Source organism: Paracoccus sp. FO-3 (assembly GCF_006386455.1).
Classification (GTDB): domain Bacteria; phylum Pseudomonadota; class Alphaproteobacteria; order Rhodobacterales; family Rhodobacteraceae; genus Paracoccus; species Paracoccus versutus.
Genome location: NZ_VCBQ01000018.1, coordinates 49,554 through 65,599 on the forward strand (window position 1 = coordinate 49,554; position 16,046 = coordinate 65,599).

At 67.2% G+C, this 16,046-nt stretch carries 14 protein-coding genes; 6 read left to right on the plus strand and 8 right to left on the minus strand.

Annotation, left to right across the window (positions count from 1 at the left end; translation table 11 throughout):
* Positions 1-37: 37 nt before the first annotated feature.
* The 4 genes from aspS to FE811_RS07285 all read right to left on the minus strand — a co-directional run bounded on the left by aspS (position 38) and on the right by FE811_RS07285 (position 4,410).
* A complete protein-coding gene (gene aspS / locus FE811_RS07270; protein WP_036751297.1) occupies positions 38-1,813 on the minus strand; it encodes an aspartate--tRNA ligase in 1,776 nt (591 codons plus the stop codon).
* A 60-nt stretch (positions 1,814-1,873) separates the two neighbouring features.
* Entirely contained in the window at positions 1,874-2,530 is a 657-nt protein-coding gene (locus FE811_RS07275) for a type II CAAX prenyl endopeptidase Rce1 family protein (protein WP_036751299.1), read from the minus strand.
* Positions 2,506-3,288, minus strand: a complete 783-nt coding sequence (locus tag FE811_RS07280; protein WP_036751300.1) for a GH25 family lysozyme — start codon at positions 3,286-3,288, stop codon at positions 2,506-2,508. Before FE811_RS07280 ends, FE811_RS07275 begins: the two co-directional genes overlap by 25 nt.
* A gap of 141 nt (positions 3,289-3,429) precedes the next feature.
* Entirely contained in the window at positions 3,430-4,410 is a 981-nt protein-coding gene (locus FE811_RS07285; RefSeq protein ID WP_140847001.1) for a hypothetical protein, read from the minus strand.
* A 113-nt stretch (positions 4,411-4,523) separates the two neighbouring features.
* On the opposite strand from FE811_RS07285, the gene FE811_RS07290 reads away from it, so the two are divergent.
* Positions 4,524-5,396 (plus strand): calcium-binding protein, encoded by an 873-nt coding sequence (locus tag FE811_RS07290; RefSeq protein WP_166435608.1) that lies wholly within the window; start codon positions 4,524-4,526, stop codon positions 5,394-5,396.
* An 18-nt stretch (positions 5,397-5,414) separates the two neighbouring features.
* Here FE811_RS07290 and FE811_RS07295 read toward each other — a convergent pair whose 3' ends face one another.
* Both FE811_RS07295 and FE811_RS07300 read right to left on the minus strand, forming a co-directional pair.
* Complete coding sequence (locus tag FE811_RS07295) at positions 5,415-6,794, minus strand: FAD-binding oxidoreductase (protein ID WP_116223274.1); 1,380 nt, start codon at positions 6,792-6,794, stop codon at positions 5,415-5,417.
* A gap of 66 nt (positions 6,795-6,860) precedes the next feature.
* Positions 6,861-7,829: a DUF808 domain-containing protein gene (locus FE811_RS07300; RefSeq protein WP_114534841.1), complete on the minus strand. Its 969-nt coding sequence runs from the start codon at positions 7,827-7,829 to the stop codon at positions 6,861-6,863.
* A gap of 153 nt (positions 7,830-7,982) precedes the next feature.
* Here FE811_RS07300 and cobS point away from each other — a divergent pair, with 153 nt between their 5' ends.
* From cobS to FE811_RS07325, 5 genes are all read left to right on the plus strand, one after another.
* On the plus strand, positions 7,983-8,957 hold the full coding sequence (gene cobS, locus FE811_RS07305) for a cobaltochelatase subunit CobS (RefSeq protein WP_036751307.1): 975 nt from the start codon (positions 7,983-7,985) through the stop codon (positions 8,955-8,957).
* Positions 8,957-9,499, plus strand: a complete 543-nt coding sequence (locus FE811_RS07310; RefSeq protein WP_208861664.1) for a hypothetical protein — start codon at positions 8,957-8,959, stop codon at positions 9,497-9,499. Before cobS ends, FE811_RS07310 begins: the two co-directional genes overlap by 1 nt.
* A complete protein-coding gene (gene cobT, locus FE811_RS07315; protein ID WP_114534840.1) occupies positions 9,496-11,358 on the plus strand; it encodes a cobaltochelatase subunit CobT in 1,863 nt (620 codons plus the stop codon). Before FE811_RS07310 ends, cobT begins: the two co-directional genes overlap by 4 nt.
* Positions 11,359-11,457: 99 nt before the next feature.
* Positions 11,458-12,711 (plus strand): exopolysaccharide biosynthesis GT4 family glycosyltransferase EpsE, encoded by a 1,254-nt coding sequence (gene epsE, locus FE811_RS07320; RefSeq protein ID WP_116222932.1) that lies wholly within the window; start codon positions 11,458-11,460, stop codon positions 12,709-12,711.
* A 27-nt stretch (positions 12,712-12,738) separates the two neighbouring features.
* Positions 12,739-14,553: an aminopeptidase P family protein gene (locus FE811_RS07325; RefSeq protein ID WP_116222933.1), complete on the plus strand. Its 1,815-nt coding sequence runs from the start codon at positions 12,739-12,741 to the stop codon at positions 14,551-14,553.
* Positions 14,554-14,728: 175 nt separating this feature from the next.
* Here FE811_RS07325 and FE811_RS07330 read toward each other — a convergent pair whose 3' ends face one another.
* Entirely contained in the window at positions 14,729-15,790 is a 1,062-nt protein-coding gene (locus FE811_RS07330) for a DUF475 domain-containing protein (RefSeq protein ID WP_036751317.1), read from the minus strand.
* A gap of 99 nt (positions 15,791-15,889) precedes the next feature.
* Complete coding sequence (locus tag FE811_RS07335) at positions 15,890-16,030, minus strand: MOFRL family protein (RefSeq protein WP_370362667.1); 141 nt, start codon at positions 16,028-16,030, stop codon at positions 15,890-15,892.
* Between the last annotated feature and the right edge of the window lie 16 nt (positions 16,031-16,046).

The following is a 16,046-nucleotide window of genomic DNA, read 5'->3' on the forward strand; positions in this document are numbered from 1 at the left end:
GATGCGGCAACAGACTGCCGACGCAGCGCCGCCAAGCTTACTCGCGCGGCAGCACGCGCAGGCGCAGCTCGCGCAGCTGCTCGTTCGTCGGCTCGCTGGGGGCGCCCATCATCAGGTCTTCGGCGCGCTGGTTCATCGGGAACATGATGACCTCGCGGATGTTCACCTCGTCGGCCAGCAGCATGACGATGCGGTCGATCCCCGCCGCGCAGCCGCCGTGCGGGGGCGCGCCATAGCGGAAGGCCTTGACCATGCCGCCGAACCGCTTTTCCACCTCGTCCCGGCCATAGCCGGCCAGTTCGAAGGCGCGGAACATGATCTCGGGGCGGTGGTTGCGGATCGCGCCCGAGACCAGCTCATAGCCGTTGCAGGCCAGGTCGTATTGATAGCCCTTGACCGCCAGCGGGTCGCCCGCCAGCGCATCCAGGCCCCCCTGCGGCATCGAGAACGGGTTGTGGCTGAAGTCGATCCGCCCGTCCTCGCCCTTTTCATACATCGGGAAATCGACGATCCAGGCGAACTTGAACTGGTTCTCGTCGATCAGGCCCAGCTCGCGGCCGATCTCGTTGCGGGCGCGGCCGGCGACGGCCTCGAAACCCTCGGGCTTGCCGCCCAGGAAGAAGGCCGCGTCGCCCTCGCCCAGGCCCAGCTGGGTGCGGATCGCCTCGGTCTTCTCGGGGCCCAGCGCCTTGGCGATGGGGCCGGCGGCTTCGGTCGTGCCGTCCTCGGCCTTGCGCCAGAAGATATAGCCCATGCCGGGCAGGCCCTGCTGCTGGGCGAATGCGTTCATGCGGTCGGCGAACTTGCGCGAGCCGCCGGTGGGCGCGGGAATGGCGCGGACCTCGGTGCCCTCCTGCTCCAGCAACTTCGCGAAGATCGCAAAGCCCGAGCCGCGGAAATGCTCGCTGACCACCTGCATCTCGATGGGGTTGCGCAGGTCGGGCTTGTCCGAGCCGTATTTCAGCATCGCCTCGGCATAGGGGATGCGCGGCCAGGTCGCGTCGACCCGGCGGCCGCCGCCGAAGGTTTCGAACAGGCCCTGGATCACCGGCTGGACGGCGCGGAACACGTCCTCCTGCTCGACGAAGGACATCTCGACGTCGAGCTGGTAGAAATCGGTGGGCGAGCGGTCGGCGCGCGGATCCTCGTCGCGGAAGCAGGGCGCGATCTGGAAATACTTGTCGAAGCCCGCGACCATGATCAGCTGCTTGAACTGCTGCGGCGCCTGCGGCAGGGCGTAGAACTTGCCCGGATGCAGGCGCGAGGGCACCAGGAAGTCGCGCGCGCCCTCGGGCGAGCTGGCGGTGATGATCGGGGTCTGGAACTCGGTGAAGCCCTGGTCCCACATCGCGTCGCGCAGCCATTTGACCACGCGCGAGCGCAGCATGATGTTGTTGTGCAGGCTTTCGCGGCGCAGGTCGAGGAAGCGATAGGCCAGCCGCGTCTCCTCGGGATAGTCTTGGTCGCCGAAGACCGGCAGCGGCAGGTCGTCCGCGGCGCCCAGGATCTCCATATCGGTGGCATAGACCTCGATCTCGCCGGTGGGCAGCTTGGGGTTGACCAGGCTCGGGTCGCGCAGCTTGACGCGGCCGTCGATGCGGATCACCGTCTCGGCCCGCAGCTTTTCCAGTGCCGGGAAGGCGGGCGAGTCGCTGTCGGCGATCACCTGGGTGATGCCGTAATGGTCGCGCAGGTCGATGAACAGCACCCCGCCATGGTCGCGGACCCGGTGGACCCAGCCGGACAGACGGACTTCGGACCCGGCGGCAGCGGCGGTCAGCTCGCCGCAGGTATGGCTGCGATAGGCGCTCATCGTTTTTCCCCTTGCGTATCGGCCCCGCATGAACCGCGCCGCGCGGGCGAAGTCAAGCAATCAGAACGGCCTCACCACGTTGCCGGTGTAGAAATAGGCGCCCATGCCGACGGCAAAGAGGACATTCCCCGCCACCGCATGCAAGACCCAGGCCGAGGGGAAGCCGCGCTCCAGATAGGCGCGGGCAAAGAACCAGCCGCCGACGAAGGTCAGCACCGCCACCACCCAGGACCAATACATCAGGTGCGCAAAGGAAAACACCGCCGCGTTCAGCGCGATCGCCCCCTGCCCCGCCGGCAGCAGCGCGGCGTAGCGGTGGAAGAACAGCGGGCGAAAGATCAGCTCCTGCGGCAGGGCCGAGAGGATCGGGTAGAACACCCAGATCACCGGCAGGAACTCGGGCCGCTGCCGCACGATCTGGAAGATCGAGTTCGGCCGGTCGAGCGCCAGGATCGCCAGCCCCGTCAGCAGGGTGGCCAGCGCGATGGCCAGGATCTCGCGCCAGGGCAAGCGGCTCCAGCCGCGCACCAGGCTGTGCCAGTGAAAGCCGCCGGTGCGCCACAAGAGGCCCAGCCCCGCCAGGCTGAACACCGCCAGCGCCTCGAACAGCAAGTGGCCGGGCAGGAACAGCGCGATGACCAGCGGCGCCCCCAGGTAGAGCGCCGCGAATTCGGCCCAGAGCAGGCCGCGCCTTATTGCAGGCGCTGGCTCAGCCATGCCCGCCACTGCGCGGGCGAGCCCGCAAAGACGTTCAGGTCCACGTTGCCGCGGATCCCCGGCACGATGCCGGTGCCGGTATATTGCCAGAACGTATAGCGCTGGCCGGGATAGACGATGCGCGGATGGCCCGCGACCGAGCGCAGCCAGAACTCCTCGGGCCAGGAGCCGAGGTTGTTGTCGCGGTAGAAATCGACCGTCGTGTAGATGATCGGGCGCTGGCCATAGTGCCGGTGCAGGATGTCCTTGAAGATCTTGGCCTCGCGCAGCACCTCGTGGCTGGCCGGGCGATGCGGGCAGGTCTTGGAGGCGGTCCATTCCAGGTCCAGCACCGGCGGCATGGCGCCGCGTTCCCTGGGCACGTTGGCGATGAACCAGGCCGCCTGTTCCGAGCCCGAGCGGCAGAAATAGAAATAGTGATAGGCGCCGCGCGGGATGCGGGCCTGCGCCGCCTCCTGCCAGTAGCGGCGGAAGTTCGGGTCGGCATGGTCGCCGCCTTCGGTCGCCTTGATGAAGGCGAAGCTGATGCCCGAACTGCGCACCCGGTGCCAGTCGATCTCGCCCTGCCAGCGCGAGATGTCGATGCCGTGGACCGGGTGGTCATAGGGATGCCCGCCGATCCAGGGATGCGGCGCGCTGTCGCCGAACTGCGGGCCGCTGCCCTGCCCCGCCATCACCGCCGGCCCGCTCGAGGGCCCCCCGCAGGAGGCCAGCGCGACCAGCGCCAGCACTGCCATAATCTTGCCCAGGAATGTCATCTCTGCCCTCTGCCCGCGCCTTTCCGGCGCCTTCGTCCCTGCGCCTGTGTTCGGCGCCTGTCCGTCCTTATCGCAAAGGTGCGACGCTCTGTCACGATGGCGTGACAGTCACGAGTTTGTCAGCGGCGGCGGAGACCGTGGTCAAAGGGGCACGATCCTGCCCGACGCCTCCCTGCGGACCCCGCGGCTGGCAAGTGCGGCGCGGTCGTCGGCTTGGCGGATCAGGTCGTTATGCAGCTGCGGGATGCCGCCGTCGATATTGGCCGCGTTATATTCCTCGGCCGAATAGGCGGTGCCTTCGGCATCGTAAAGCGTAAGAGTCCCGTCGGCGGACACGTCCATGATCTTGCCCAGCGTGCCATGGGTAATGCTGAAACCCTGGAAGCTGCCGTCATAGGCCGGCTGCGTCACGCTGGTCGAATCGAAGCTGAACAGATTGGCCAGAGAGGCCGCCATCTTTTCCATTTCTCCCATTTCATGCAGTATGATATAGGTTCCGCGTTCTATTGCGGCCTTCCAGTCGCCGCTGCCGGCGCGGCCGTCCGAGCCGATACCATAAAGCCTGCCAGAGGCATCCAGCATCTGATCCTTGTGGGTTTCTATCCCGATCCTGGAACCGATGACGTCCCGCGCAGCTTTCACCAATGCGGTCGCGAAATGATACGCATTGGCCATCGCGTCACGCCGCGACAGAAAATCCGCATCGCGCTGCGGCGCCCTTGTTCCCATGGGAATTTCCTGCGCAGTTACGAAATGGCCGGGGAAAACCTTGCGGGGATCAGAGAGCGTTTTCTCCCACACATTCTTAAATCCAAATGCATCGGCAATTTCCGGGTCGAACGGGCTTCTGGAACCGTCCCCGAGCGCATATCGGAGTTCCGCTTTCCGCTTGCCTTCGGCAACCATTCGCTCGATATATTCGCTGTCGTAAAGGCCGCTGGCCGGGTCATACACGCCACTGGCCGGAACATATCTGTCAGAGGCGCCCGGACTGTCCAGGATCGGCGCAGCCTGTGGCCCGGCAACGCCATCAGTCGCCGTCGCACCCTGTCCAGCGATGGCAGCAGAGGGATCACGCTGGCTGAGGATGGTCAGAGCAATACCGGCAGATGAAAGCTGCATGGAAACGATTCCGTTCAATTAAAAACATTGCACATCGTTGGTTGATAGGCTATCCTCTTCCTGCAAGCAACTGAAAGATATTTATAATTTTTTGTTTCATGTGGAGATGGTTAATGGCGACTTACACGGGCACCAGCGGCAATGACCGCATCACCGGCGGCACCGGAAACGATTTTATCCTGGGCAGCGCCGGCAATGACACGATTTACGGCATGGACGGTGCTGACATCATCATGGGCGGGGCCGGCAACGATTGGATCATGGGGGGAAATGGAAAGGACACCATCTATGGAGACGGCGGAGATGACGTCATAATCGTAAACGACGTGAGGGATTATTATTCCCTTGCAGGCGATGATATTTCTGGCGGCTCTGGCGAGGATACCATAGCGGCAGAAGCGACCACCAGCAGCAGCTTGCTTGCCATAAAACTAGGGAAGGTGTCTTGGGTAGAGGTTCTGGAAAACAGGACGAACAAGGAACTCATGGTAGAAGGCGCCGGAATTATCGATGTTTCCAGCATAGGAGATTATGAGTCAGCAGGTGGCGCTCTGGGGCAGATCTGGGGCAGTTCGACCAACGACACCATCTACGGATTCAATTTTTCCTGGCACTCCGACACGATTTCTGGCGCGGCCGGGAACGACCTTATCCATGGCATGGCCGGCGATGACTTTCTTTTGGGAATGGCAGGAAACGACACCCTGTCCGGCGGCGCAGGCAATGACGCACTGGCGGGCTATACCGGCAGCGATACCTTTCTTTTCAAATACGATTCCGACGAAGGAAACGACCGCATCATGGATTTCGAGGGCGGCACCGACAGGATCCAGCTTACCAATACCGGCGGCGGCGTGACGTTCGACGACCTTGTGCTTACCGATGTCGGCGCGGATTGCCGTATAGATCTGGCCGGCGGAACCTCGATCCTGATCGTGGGCGTCGGTTCCGCCGCGCTCGACGCGGGCGATTTCATCTTCAGCTGACGGCAGGCCCCAGGGGCCTCAATCGGCCTCGGGCACCAGCTTGCCGGGGTTCAGCACCCCCTCGGGGTCCAGCGCCTGCTTGATCGCCGCCATGACGCCGATGGCCGCGCCGTGCTGGGCGGGCATCAGGGGGCGCTTGCCGATGCCCACGCCATGCTCGCCGGTGATGGTGCCGCCCACCGCAATCGCACGCTCGGCCATGCGCAGCGCGACGCGCTTGGCGGCGGCAAGCTCGGCCTCGTCGCCGGGCGCCACCAGGATCTGGGCATGGAAATTGCCGTCGCCGACATGGCCGACGATGGGGCCCAGCAGGCCCTCGGCGCGGATGTCCTCGGCCGCCGCCGCCACCGCGGCGGGCAGATGCGACATCGGCACGCAGACATCCGTCACCACCGCCGTCGCCCCCGGCCGCAGCGCCAGGCAGGAACGATAGGCGTTGTGGCGCATCTTCCACAAGGCAGCCCGCGCCTCGGGCGTGGTCGCCCAGTCGAAGCCGGTGCCGCCGAACTCGGCCGCCAGCGCACCGAAGGCCTCGGCATCGCCCTTGACCGAGGCGGAGGAGCCGTGGAACTCGACCATCAGATGCGGGCCTTCATGCATCTGGGTGCCCGAGGCGCGGTTGAAGGCGCGCACCACGTCGGCGTCGATGAACTCGATCCGCGCCATCGGGATGCCGGACTGGATCGTGGCGGTGACGCATTCCACCGCCTGCTCCAGCGTCGAAAAGCCGCAGACGGCCGCGGCGACCTCCTCGGGCTGGCCATGCAGGCGCAGGGTCAGTTCGGTGATGATGCCAAGCGTGCCTTCGGAACCGACGAAGAGCGCCGTCAGGTCATAGCCGGCGCTGGATTTCGCCGCCCGCGTGCCGGTGCGGATGACGCGCCCGTCCGCCAGCACCACCTCGAGCGCCAGCACGTTGTCGCGCATGGTGCCATAGCGCACGGCCGTGGTGCCCGAGGCGCGCGTCGCCGCCATGCCGCCCAGCGAGGCATTGGCGCCGGGATCGACCGGGAAGAACAGGCCGGTCGCGCGCAGCTCAAGGTTCAGCGCCTCGCGCGTGCAGCCGGGCTGGACGCTGACCTGCATGTCCTCGGCGCGGATCTCCAGCACCCGGTCCATCTTGGTCAGGTCGATCACCAGCCCGCCCTGCGGCGCCAGCGCCTGCCCTTCCAGCGAGGTGCCGGTGCCCCAGCCGATCATCGGCACGCGATGCGCATGGCAGATGGCGGCGATGCCCGAGACCTCCTGGGTCGAGACCGGCCAGGCCACCGCATCGGGCGGCGGCGCGCGGTGGAAGGTCTCGGACTGGGCGTGCAGGTCGCGGTCGGCGCCGCTGGTGGACAGGCGCGCGCCCAGAAGCGCGGAAAGCGCGTCGAGGGCCGGGGCGGGAATCGGCATGGACATCTCCTGCGGCATTGGTATGGCAGTTGATAGTCCCGGCGGCAGGCCAAGGGCAAGCCGGGGTCAGGACTTGGCGCCCACCGCGCCCTTCACCGCCTCGATGGCGGGGGTGACGGCGTAATGCGCCACCGGAATCAGGATCATGCCCCAGATCACCCCGAAGATGCCGTCGAAGAAGGCGGTGGTGGTCCAGGCGGCAAGGCCCGGTGCCGCGGGCAGGGCCTGGGCCGCGGCCTCGGCCGCGCCGTGGATCCAGTCATAGGGCTGGTGCTGGCCCAGCACATGCAGCCCGTGGATGACGATCTGGCCGCCGACCCAGATCATCGCCGCGGTGCCGACCACGGTCAGCACCTTCATGAAGCCCGGCATGACATGGACGATGCCCCGCCCCAGCCCCGCGGCAGGGCCGCCGCGTTCGTGCAGGTGCAGGCCGAAATCGTCCGCCTTCACGATCAGCGCCACGAAGCCGTAGACCGCGACGGTGATGCCCACCGCCACCACCGCCAGGATCAGCGCCTTCATCCAGATCGCGTCGCCGTTCGGGATCGCGGCCAGCGCGATGGTCATGATCTCGGCCGAGAGGATGAAGTCGGTCTTGATCGCGCCGCGCACCCGTTCCTCTTCCAGCCCGGCCCCGCCCTCGGCGGTCGCCTGCAGATGCGGCTCGTTTATCTTGTGATGGCTGAGCGCATGCACCAGCTTCTCGGCCCCCTCGAAGCACAGGTAGGAGCCGCCCAGCATCAGCAGCGGCGTGATCGCCCAGGGCGCGAAGGCCGAGAGCAGCAGCGCGATGGGCAGCAGGATCACCAGCTTGTTGAAAAGCGAGCCGCGCGCGATCTTCATCACGATCGGCACCTCGCGCGCGGCGGAAAAGCCGTGGACGTATTTCGGCGTCACCGCGGCGTCGTCGATCACCGCGCCGGCGGCCTTGGCGCCGGCCTTGACCGCCTGGCCCGCCACGTCGTCGACCGATGCGGCCGCGATCTTGGCGATCCCCGCCACGTCATCCAGCAGCGCCAGCAATCCGCTCATGTCCGTTTCCCGTCCCAGGTTCCTGCGCGGCACTCTAGGCGGCGGCGCGCCCATACGCAATTCGCAGCCGCGGCGACGGTTCCCGCGCCCCGCCCGGCTTGCGCCCGCGCGGGGAATCATTCATCAAGCATGGGACAATCGAAAGGGCCGCCCATGCTGGATCAGAACGCGAAACCGACCGAAGAGATCGACCTGCGCGAGGTCTTCGGCCTAGACAGCGACATGAAGGTCAAGGGCTTTGCCGAACGCTCGGATCGGGTGCCCGACATCGACACGACCTACAAGTTCGATCCCGACACCACGCTGGCGATCCTGGCGGGCTTTGCCTACAACCGTCGGGTGATGATCCAGGGCTATCACGGCACCGGCAAATCCACGCATATCGAACAGGTGGCGGCGCGGCTGAACTGGCCCTGCGTGCGGGTGAACCTGGACAGCCACGTCAGCCGGATCGACCTGATCGGCAAGGACGCGATCAAGCTGGTGGACGGCAAGCAGGTCACGGTCTTCCACGAGGGCATCCTGCCCTGGGCCCTGCGCAACCCGACCGCCATCGTCTTCGACGAATATGACGCCGGCCGGGCCGACGTGATGTTCGTGATCCAGCGCGTGCTGGAGGCGGACGGCAAGCTGACGCTTCTGGACCAGAACGAGGTCATCACCCCGAACCCCTATTTCCGCCTGTTCGCGACGGCGAACACCGTGGGCCTGGGCGACACCACCGGCCTCTATCACGGCACGCAGCAGATCAACCAGGGCCAGATGGACCGCTGGTCGCTGGTGGCGACGCTGAACTACCTGAGCCACGACGCCGAGGCGGCCATCGTGCTGGCCAAGAACCCGACCTACAACACCGAAAAAGGCCGCAAGATCATCAGCCAGATGGTGACACTGGCCGACCTGACGCGCACGGCCTTCATGCAGGGGGATCTCTCCACGGTCATGTCGCCGCGCACGGTGATCGCCTGGGCGCAGAACGCGCGCATCTTCGGCGACAACGTGGGCTATGCCTTCCGCCTGACCTTCCTGAACAAATGCGACGAGCTTGAGCGCCAGACGGTGGCCGAGTTCTATCAGCGCCTGTTCGACGAGGAACTGCCGGAAAGCGCGGCGGTCAAGGCGGGGTGATGAACGCAATAGACGCCACAACAGTGACCGGAGCCGCGGGGGAGCATCTGGTCATGTCGCGGCTTCTATCGCGGGGCTACATCGCCGCGCTGGCTCCACAAGGCGTTCCAAATTTCGATATTGTCGTCACATCCGTGGAAGGCACCCAGCTATGCGCCTTTCAGGTCAAGACCCGATGGGCCAAAGGAAGTGATGGCGGCTGGCATATGCGGCAAAAGCACGAGAATTTGCAGAACCCTCGCATATTCTATTGCTTCGTAGACCTTGGAAAAGACGCCTCGGCAGCGCCGGTCGTGCATGTGATCCCTAGCCAGATCGTTGCCGAGGTGATCCGCAACAGCCACCAGACTTGGTTGTCCAATCCGGGCGCGCGCGGTCAAGTCCGCAACGATTCGAGCATTCGGCGCCTCTTGCCGGACTACACGAAATTGATGGGAGCAGATACGCCTTACAAGGCGGGTTGGCTCGACGACTATCACGAAAATTGGGATCAGATAGCCACCATTACGCGACCGGCGCCTCAAATCGAGGAACAAACATGAAAAAATCCGACAACCCCGCCGATCCGTTCAAGAAGGCCCTGACCGAGGCCACCCGCGCCCTGGCCGAGGATCACGAGCTGAACGTGACCTTCACCGCCGACCCTTCCGGCGTGGCGGGCGATACCATGCGCCTGCCGCAGGTCAGCCGCCGCATGACCCGCGACGAGGTGCTGCTGGCGCGCGGCACCGCCGACGCCCTGGCGATGAAGCTGCGCCACCACGATGCCGGAACCCATGCGAAATACGCGCCCGCCGGACCGATGGCGCGCGACCTCTACGAGGCGATGGAGACCGCGCGCTGCGAGGCGCTGGGGGCCCGCGACATGCCCGGCGCGCTCAGCAACATCGACGCCAAGCTGGGGCAGGAGGCCGAGCGCAAGGGCTATGGCCAGATCAAGGCCCCGGCCGATGCGCCGCTGGCGGTGGCGGCGGGCTATATCGTGCGGCAGGCGGCGACGGGCCGCGCCCTGCCCTCGGCCGCGCAGCATGTCGCCGACCTGTGGCGCCCCTTCGTCGAGGAACAGGCCGGCGCCGATCTCGATCATGTGGGCGAGGTGCTGGCCGACCAGGCGGCCTTCGCCCGGCTCGCCCGCAAGGTGATCGCCGACCTGGGCTATGGCGACCAGCTGGGCGAAGACCCCGACGAACCGCAGGAGGACGAGGCCGAGGAAAACGCCGAGCAGGACGAGGAGGCCGGCGACAACCAGTCCCGCGACCAGAACCAGGACGACGAGGCCGAGGCCAGCCCCGAGCGCACGCAGGAACAGACCCAGGAAGAGCGCCAGGCCCAGGTCAGCATGGACGACCAGTCCGACGAGGAGCTGGTGGACGAGGCCGAGATGTCCGAGGCCGAGACGCCCCCGGACCTGCCGCCGCAGGTCAGCGAGGCGAGCCCGGATTACCGCGTCTATGCCCAGGAATTCGACGAGGAGATCCGCGCCGAGGATCTGGCCGACCCGGCCGAGCTGGAGCGGCTGCGCGCCTATCTGGACAAGCAGCTGGAACCCCTGCGCGGCGCCGTCTCGCGCCTGGCCAACAAGCTGCAACGGCGCTTGCAGGCACAGCAGAACCGCAGCTGGGAATTCGACAAGGAGGAAGGCGTGCTGGACGCCGGCCGCCTGGCCCGCGTGGTGGCGAACCCGACGACACCGCTGTCCTTCAAGGTCGAAAAGGACACCGAGTTCCGCGACACTGTGGTGACGCTGCTTCTGGACAATTCGGGCTCGATGCGCGGCCGGCCGATCAGTATCGCCGCGATCTGCGCCGACGTGCTGGCCCGCACGCTGGAGCGTTCGCAGGTCAAGGTCGAGATCCTGGGCTTCACCACCCGCGCCTGGAAGGGCGGCCAGAGCCGCGAGAAATGGCTGGCCGCGGGCCGGCCGGCGCAGCCAGGGCGGCTGAACGACCTGCGCCATATCATCTACAAGGGCGCCGACGCGCCCTGGCGGCGGGTGCGCCCGAACCTGGGCCTGATGATGAAGGAAGGGCTCCTCAAGGAAAACATCGACGGCGAGGCGCTGGAATGGGCGCATCGGCGGCTGGCCCGGCGGCCCGAGGCGCGGCGCATCCTGATGGTGATCTCGGACGGGGCGCCGGTGGACGATTCGACGCTGTCGGTCAACCCGGCGAATTTCCTGGAAAAGCACCTGCGCGACGTCATCGCGATGATCGAGCGCAAGAAGCAGGTCGAGCTGCTGGCCATCGGCATCGGCCATGACGTGACCCGCTATTACGAGCGCGCGGTGACGATCACCGATGCCGAGCAGCTGGCCGGCGCCATGACCGAACAGCTCGCCGCCCTGTTCGAGGCCGATCCCAGGAAGCGCGCCCGCGCCATGAACCTGCGCCGCGTGGGCTGAACCTGTTCTTTCGGGCTGCTTGAACTGCCCCGCGTCCCATGCGACCAATTTCGCAGGACCGGGGCCGTTTTTCCGCCTCGCAGGCCAAGGGGCTTTGACGTGCTGAAGATCGGTTTCTTCATTCCCGAATTTCCGGGCCAGACCCATATCTTCCTGTGGCGCGAACGGCAGGCGCTGGCGGAGCTGGGGATCGAGGCCGAGCTGATCTCGACCCGCCCGCCGCCGCGCGCCGTCGCCTCGCACAGCTGGGCCGCCGAGGCGCAGGCGCAGACCCGCTACCTGATGCCGCTGGGCGGCGAAGGCCTGGGCATCCTTGCGGAACTCCTGCGCTCGGGGCCCGCCGGCTGGGCGCGGGGCCTGGGCGCGGCGATGACCGCCGAGGCGCAGGGGCTCAAGGGCCGGCTGCGGATACTGGCGCTGCTGGCCATGGGCGCGCGGCTCAAGCGCATCGCCCGCCAGCAGGGCTGGAACCACATCCATGTCCACAGCTGCGCCGACAGCGCCAATATCGCCATGTTCGCCGAAAGGCTGGGCGGGCCCGGCTACAGCCTGACCCTGCACGGCCCGACGCTGGAGGGCTACGGGCCGAACCAGCGGCAGAAATGGCGCCATGCGCGCTTCGCCACCATCATCTCGCAATTGCTGACGCAGGTGGCCGAGCGCGAGATCGGCACCGACCGCCCGGCGGTGATCAATGTCGCGCCGATGGGCGTCGACCTCGACCAGATCCGGCGCCAGACCCCCTGGCAACCGCCCGCGCCGGGCGAGCCGCTGCGCATCTTCAGCTGCGGCCGGCTGAACGCGGTCAAGGGCCATGACCACCTGATCCAGACGGTCGCCCTGCTGCGCACCCGCGGCATCGATACCCGGCTGGAGATCGCCGGCGAGGACGAACAGGGCGGCACCGGCTATCACCGCCAGCTCGACGCGCTGATCGCGGAAAAGGGGCTCAGCGATGCGGTGACGCTCTTGGGCGCGGTCAACGAAACCTCGGTCCGCGAGGGGCTGGAGCGCGCGCATGTCTTTGCGCTGGCCAGCCTGAACGAAGGCATCTCGGTCGCGATCATGGAGGCGATGGCGATGGAGATGCCGGTGGTCGTCACCGATGTCGGCGGCAATCACGAGCTGATCACCTCGGGCCGCGACGCGATCCTGGTGCCCCCCGAACGCCCCGAGGTCATGGCGGACGAAATCGCCCGGCTCCACGCCGGTCCCCACGAGGCGCGGCGGCTGGCGCAGGCCTCCCGCGCCCGCGTCGCTGCCGACTTCCACCACCGCCGCAGCGCCCAGGCGGTGGCCGACGGGCTGGCCCGCACCCTGCCCGGCGCACACGAGGCGCTGGCCCGCGCCTGACATCCAGAACAAGACCCAGAGGCAAGCATGTTCCAGACTTATGACAGCCACTCCGATCCCGCCGCGCATCCGCCCCGGCTGGCGGCGCTGCGCCGCGAACTGGCCGCGCGCGGGCTCGACGGCTTCCTGGTGCCGCGCGCCGACGCCCATCAGGGCGAATATGTCGCGGCGCGGGATGCGCGGCTGGCCTGGCTGACCGGATTTACCGGCAGCGCCGGCTTCTGCATCGTCACGCCCGACCGCGCCGGCGTGTTCATCGACGGCCGCTATCGCGTACAGGTCAAGGCCCAGGTGGACCCCGCGCATTTCACCCCGGTGCCCTGGCCGGAGACGAAACCCGCCGACTGGCTGCGCGAGGCCCTGCCCGAGGGCGGGCGCATCGGCTACGACCCCTGGCTGCACACGCGGCGCGAGATCCGCGAGATGGAAAAGGGCTTGGCCGGCTCGGGCATCGCGCTGATCGCGCTTGACACGAACCCGGTCGATGCGATCTGGACCGACCAGCCCGAGGCGCCGGTGGGCGCGGTCCGCCTCTGGCCCGACGAGATCGCAGGCGAAACCGCGGCCGAAAAACGCGCCCGCATCGCCCGCGCGCTGCGCGATGCCGGACAGCAGGCAGCGGTGCTGACCCTGCCCGATTCGGTGTCGTGGCTGCTGAACATCCGTGGCGCCGACGTGCCGAAGAACCCGGTGGTGCAAGGCTTCGCCATCATCGAGGAGAACGGCCATGTCGCCGTCTTCACCAACCCGGCCAAGTTCGGCGCGGAGGTGCGGGCGGCGCTTGGCAATGCGGTCTCGATCCTGCCGCTCGATGCGCTGACCCCGGCGCTGACCAACCTGGCCGGCCCGGTGCGGGTCGACCCCGCCAGCGCGCCCGAGCAGGTGTTCGCGCTGATCGAAAGCATGAAGACCCCCATCGCCGAAGCCCCGGATCCGGTGATCCTGCCGAAAGCGCGCAAGAACGCGGCCGAGATCGCCGGGATGCGCGCCGCCCATCTGCAGGACGGCGCCGCGGTGACGGAACTGCTGTGCTGGCTCGACGCCCGCGCACCGCATCTGGACGCCGAGCCGCTGACCGAGATCGACGTGGCCACCAAGCTCGAGGAATTGCGCGTGGCGCGCGGCATCCTCGACATCAGCTTCGACACCATCGCGGCCACCGGCCCGCATGCCGCGATCCCGCATTACCATGTCGACCGGCAAAGCAACCTGTGCATCCTGCCCGGCCATGTGCTGCTGGTCGATTCCGGCGGGCAATATGCCAACGGCACCACCGACATCACCCGCACCCTGCCGATGGGCCCGGTCGATCCGGCGGTGCGGCGGCCCTATACCCGCGTGCTTCAGGGCATGATCGCGCTGTCGCGGGTGCAGTTCCCCAAGGGCCTCGCGGGCTGCCATATCGACGCGCTGGCCCGCGCGCCGCTGTGGTCCGAGGGCATGGATTACGACCACGGCACCGGGCACGGCGTCGGCGCCGGCCTTTCGGTGCATGAGGGGCCGGTCAGGATCTCGCGCATCTCGGACATCCCGCTGGCCCCCGGCATGATCCTGTCGAACGAGCCCGGCTATTACCGCGAGGGCGGCTTCGGCATCCGCATCGAGAACCTGATCGTGGTCGAGGAACAGGGCAGCCCCGACGGGCGCGAGATGCTGGGCTTCGAGACCCTGACCTTCGCCCCGATCGACCGTCGCCTCATCGAGCCCGGCCTGCTCGCCCCGGCCGAGATCGCCTGGCTCGACGCCTATCATGCGCAGGTCCGGGAGAAGATCTCGCCCCTGGTCGCGGGCGAGGTGCGGGATTGGCTCTCGCTGGCGACGCGACCGCTGGGCAGCGCCTGACACCTGGCGCCTGGCGCCGTTCACCGTTTCCCAAATGCTCCCCGGACGGCGCCGGCCGCGCCGCCCGGCGCGATGGGACGCCGCGGCCGCGACTTCTCTGTTCCCCAAATACTCCGGCAACCGCGCCCCTGGGCCCCGTCGCATGGGTATTTGGCAAACGGAAAGAACGGCGAACTCAGCCCTGCGGGTGGCGGCGGCGCCAGGCCAGCGAGCTGAGGAAGGCCATGCCGATGAAGCAGGCGCCCAGCAGGCCGGTGACCACTTCCGGGATCGGCCGCAGGGTCTGAACGAACATCAGGATCGACAGCACGAAGATCGACCAGAAGGCACCGTGTTCGAGATAGCGGAAGGCGGCCAGCGTGCCGCGCTCGACCAGCATCACCGTCATCGAGCGCACATACATCGCGCCGATGCCAAGGCCGATGGCGATCAGGAACAGGTTCTGGGTCAGCGCGAAGGCGCCGATCACCCCGTCGAAGCTGAAGGACGCGTCCAGCACCTCGAGATAGAGGAAGGCGCCGAAGCCGCCGCGCGCCATGTCGGCGTGCCGGGGGGCGCCGCCCCAGCGGTCCAGGACATGGCCGAGCATGTCCACCAGCAGATAGGTGATCACCCCCCAGATCGCGGCGATGATGAAGGCATGCTCCTTTTCCGCCGGCAGCTGGCCCACGATCACCAGCATGCAGATCAGCACGAAGCCGACCTCCATGCCGCGGATCTCGCCCAGCTTGCGCAGCGCGGCCTCGACGCCCTTGATCCAGTCCACGTCCTTGGCCTCGTCGAAGAAATAGTTCAGCGCCACCAGCATCAGGAACGAGCCGCCGAAGGCCGCGATGGGCAGGTGCGCCTCGTGGATGATGCGGGAATATTCCTGCGGCTGGGTGGCGGCGAGGCGCAGCGCCTCCCATGGCGCCAGGTGGGCGGCGATCACCACGACCAGCAGCGGAAAGATCACCCGCATGCCGAAGACCGCGATCAGGATGCCCCAGGTCAGGAAGCGGCGCTGCCATTTCGGCACCATCTGCTTGAGCTTGTTGGCATTGACGATGGCATTGTCGAAGCTGAGCGATATCTCCAGCACCGCCAGGATGCCGGCGATCAGGAAGAAGGCCAGCGCCCCCGAGCCGGTGCCATGGTATTCCCAGCCCAGGAAGGCGGCGAGCGCCAGTCCCGCGCCGGTGACGATGAAGGGCCAAGTCATGTAGCTGAGGGTCGATCTCATGGGGTTCCCCGTCATGCGGCTCGTGCCCTTCGGTCTTAGGCCCTGCCGGAAGGACGGGCAAGGCGGGCGGGCGCAGGGCAGCCTTGCGCGCGGCCCAGGGCGCCGCCCGTGCTTTCAGCCGCGCACCAGCACCGCCAGGTCGGCGACATTGGTGCCGGTGGCGCCCGCCACCACCAGCGCATCGCCCGCCGCCAGCGCCGGGGTCGAATCGTTCCTGGCCAGCGCCGCCGCGGGGTCGATGCCGCCCGCCCGGATCGCGGCCGGCGTGCCG

Bases quoted from the DNA above. Each gene is read 5' to 3' on its own strand.
- FE811_RS07300 (WP_114534841.1), bottom strand. From the start codon at position 7,829: ATGAGCGGATTGCTGGCGCTGCTGGATGACGTGGCGGGGATCGCCAAG.
- FE811_RS07290 (WP_166435608.1), top strand. From the start codon at position 4,524: ATGGCGACTTACACGGGCACCAGCGGCAATGACCGCATCACCGGCGGC.
- FE811_RS07310 (WP_208861664.1), top strand. From the start codon at position 8,957: ATGAACGCAATAGACGCCACAACAGTGACCGGAGCCGCGGGGGAGCAT.
- aspS (WP_036751297.1), bottom strand. From the start codon at position 1,813: ATGAGCGCCTATCGCAGCCATACCTGCGGCGAGCTGACCGCCGCTGCC.
- FE811_RS07280 (WP_036751300.1), bottom strand. From the start codon at position 3,288: ATGACATTCCTGGGCAAGATTATGGCAGTGCTGGCGCTGGTCGCGCTG.
- FE811_RS07285 (WP_140847001.1), bottom strand. From the start codon at position 4,410: ATGCAGCTTTCATCTGCCGGTATTGCTCTGACCATCCTCAGCCAGCGT.
- FE811_RS07295 (WP_116223274.1), bottom strand. From the start codon at position 6,794: ATGCCGATTCCCGCCCCGGCCCTCGACGCGCTTTCCGCGCTTCTGGGC.
- FE811_RS07325 (WP_116222933.1), top strand. From the start codon at position 12,739: ATGTTCCAGACTTATGACAGCCACTCCGATCCCGCCGCGCATCCGCCC.
- FE811_RS07330 (WP_036751317.1), bottom strand. From the start codon at position 15,790: ATGACGGGGAACCCCATGAGATCGACCCTCAGCTACATGACTTGGCCC.
- cobS (WP_036751307.1), top strand. From the start codon at position 7,983: ATGCTGGATCAGAACGCGAAACCGACCGAAGAGATCGACCTGCGCGAG.
- cobT (WP_114534840.1), top strand. From the start codon at position 9,496: ATGAAAAAATCCGACAACCCCGCCGATCCGTTCAAGAAGGCCCTGACC.
- FE811_RS07275 (WP_036751299.1), bottom strand. From the start codon at position 2,530: ATGGCTGAGCCAGCGCCTGCAATAAGGCGCGGCCTGCTCTGGGCCGAA.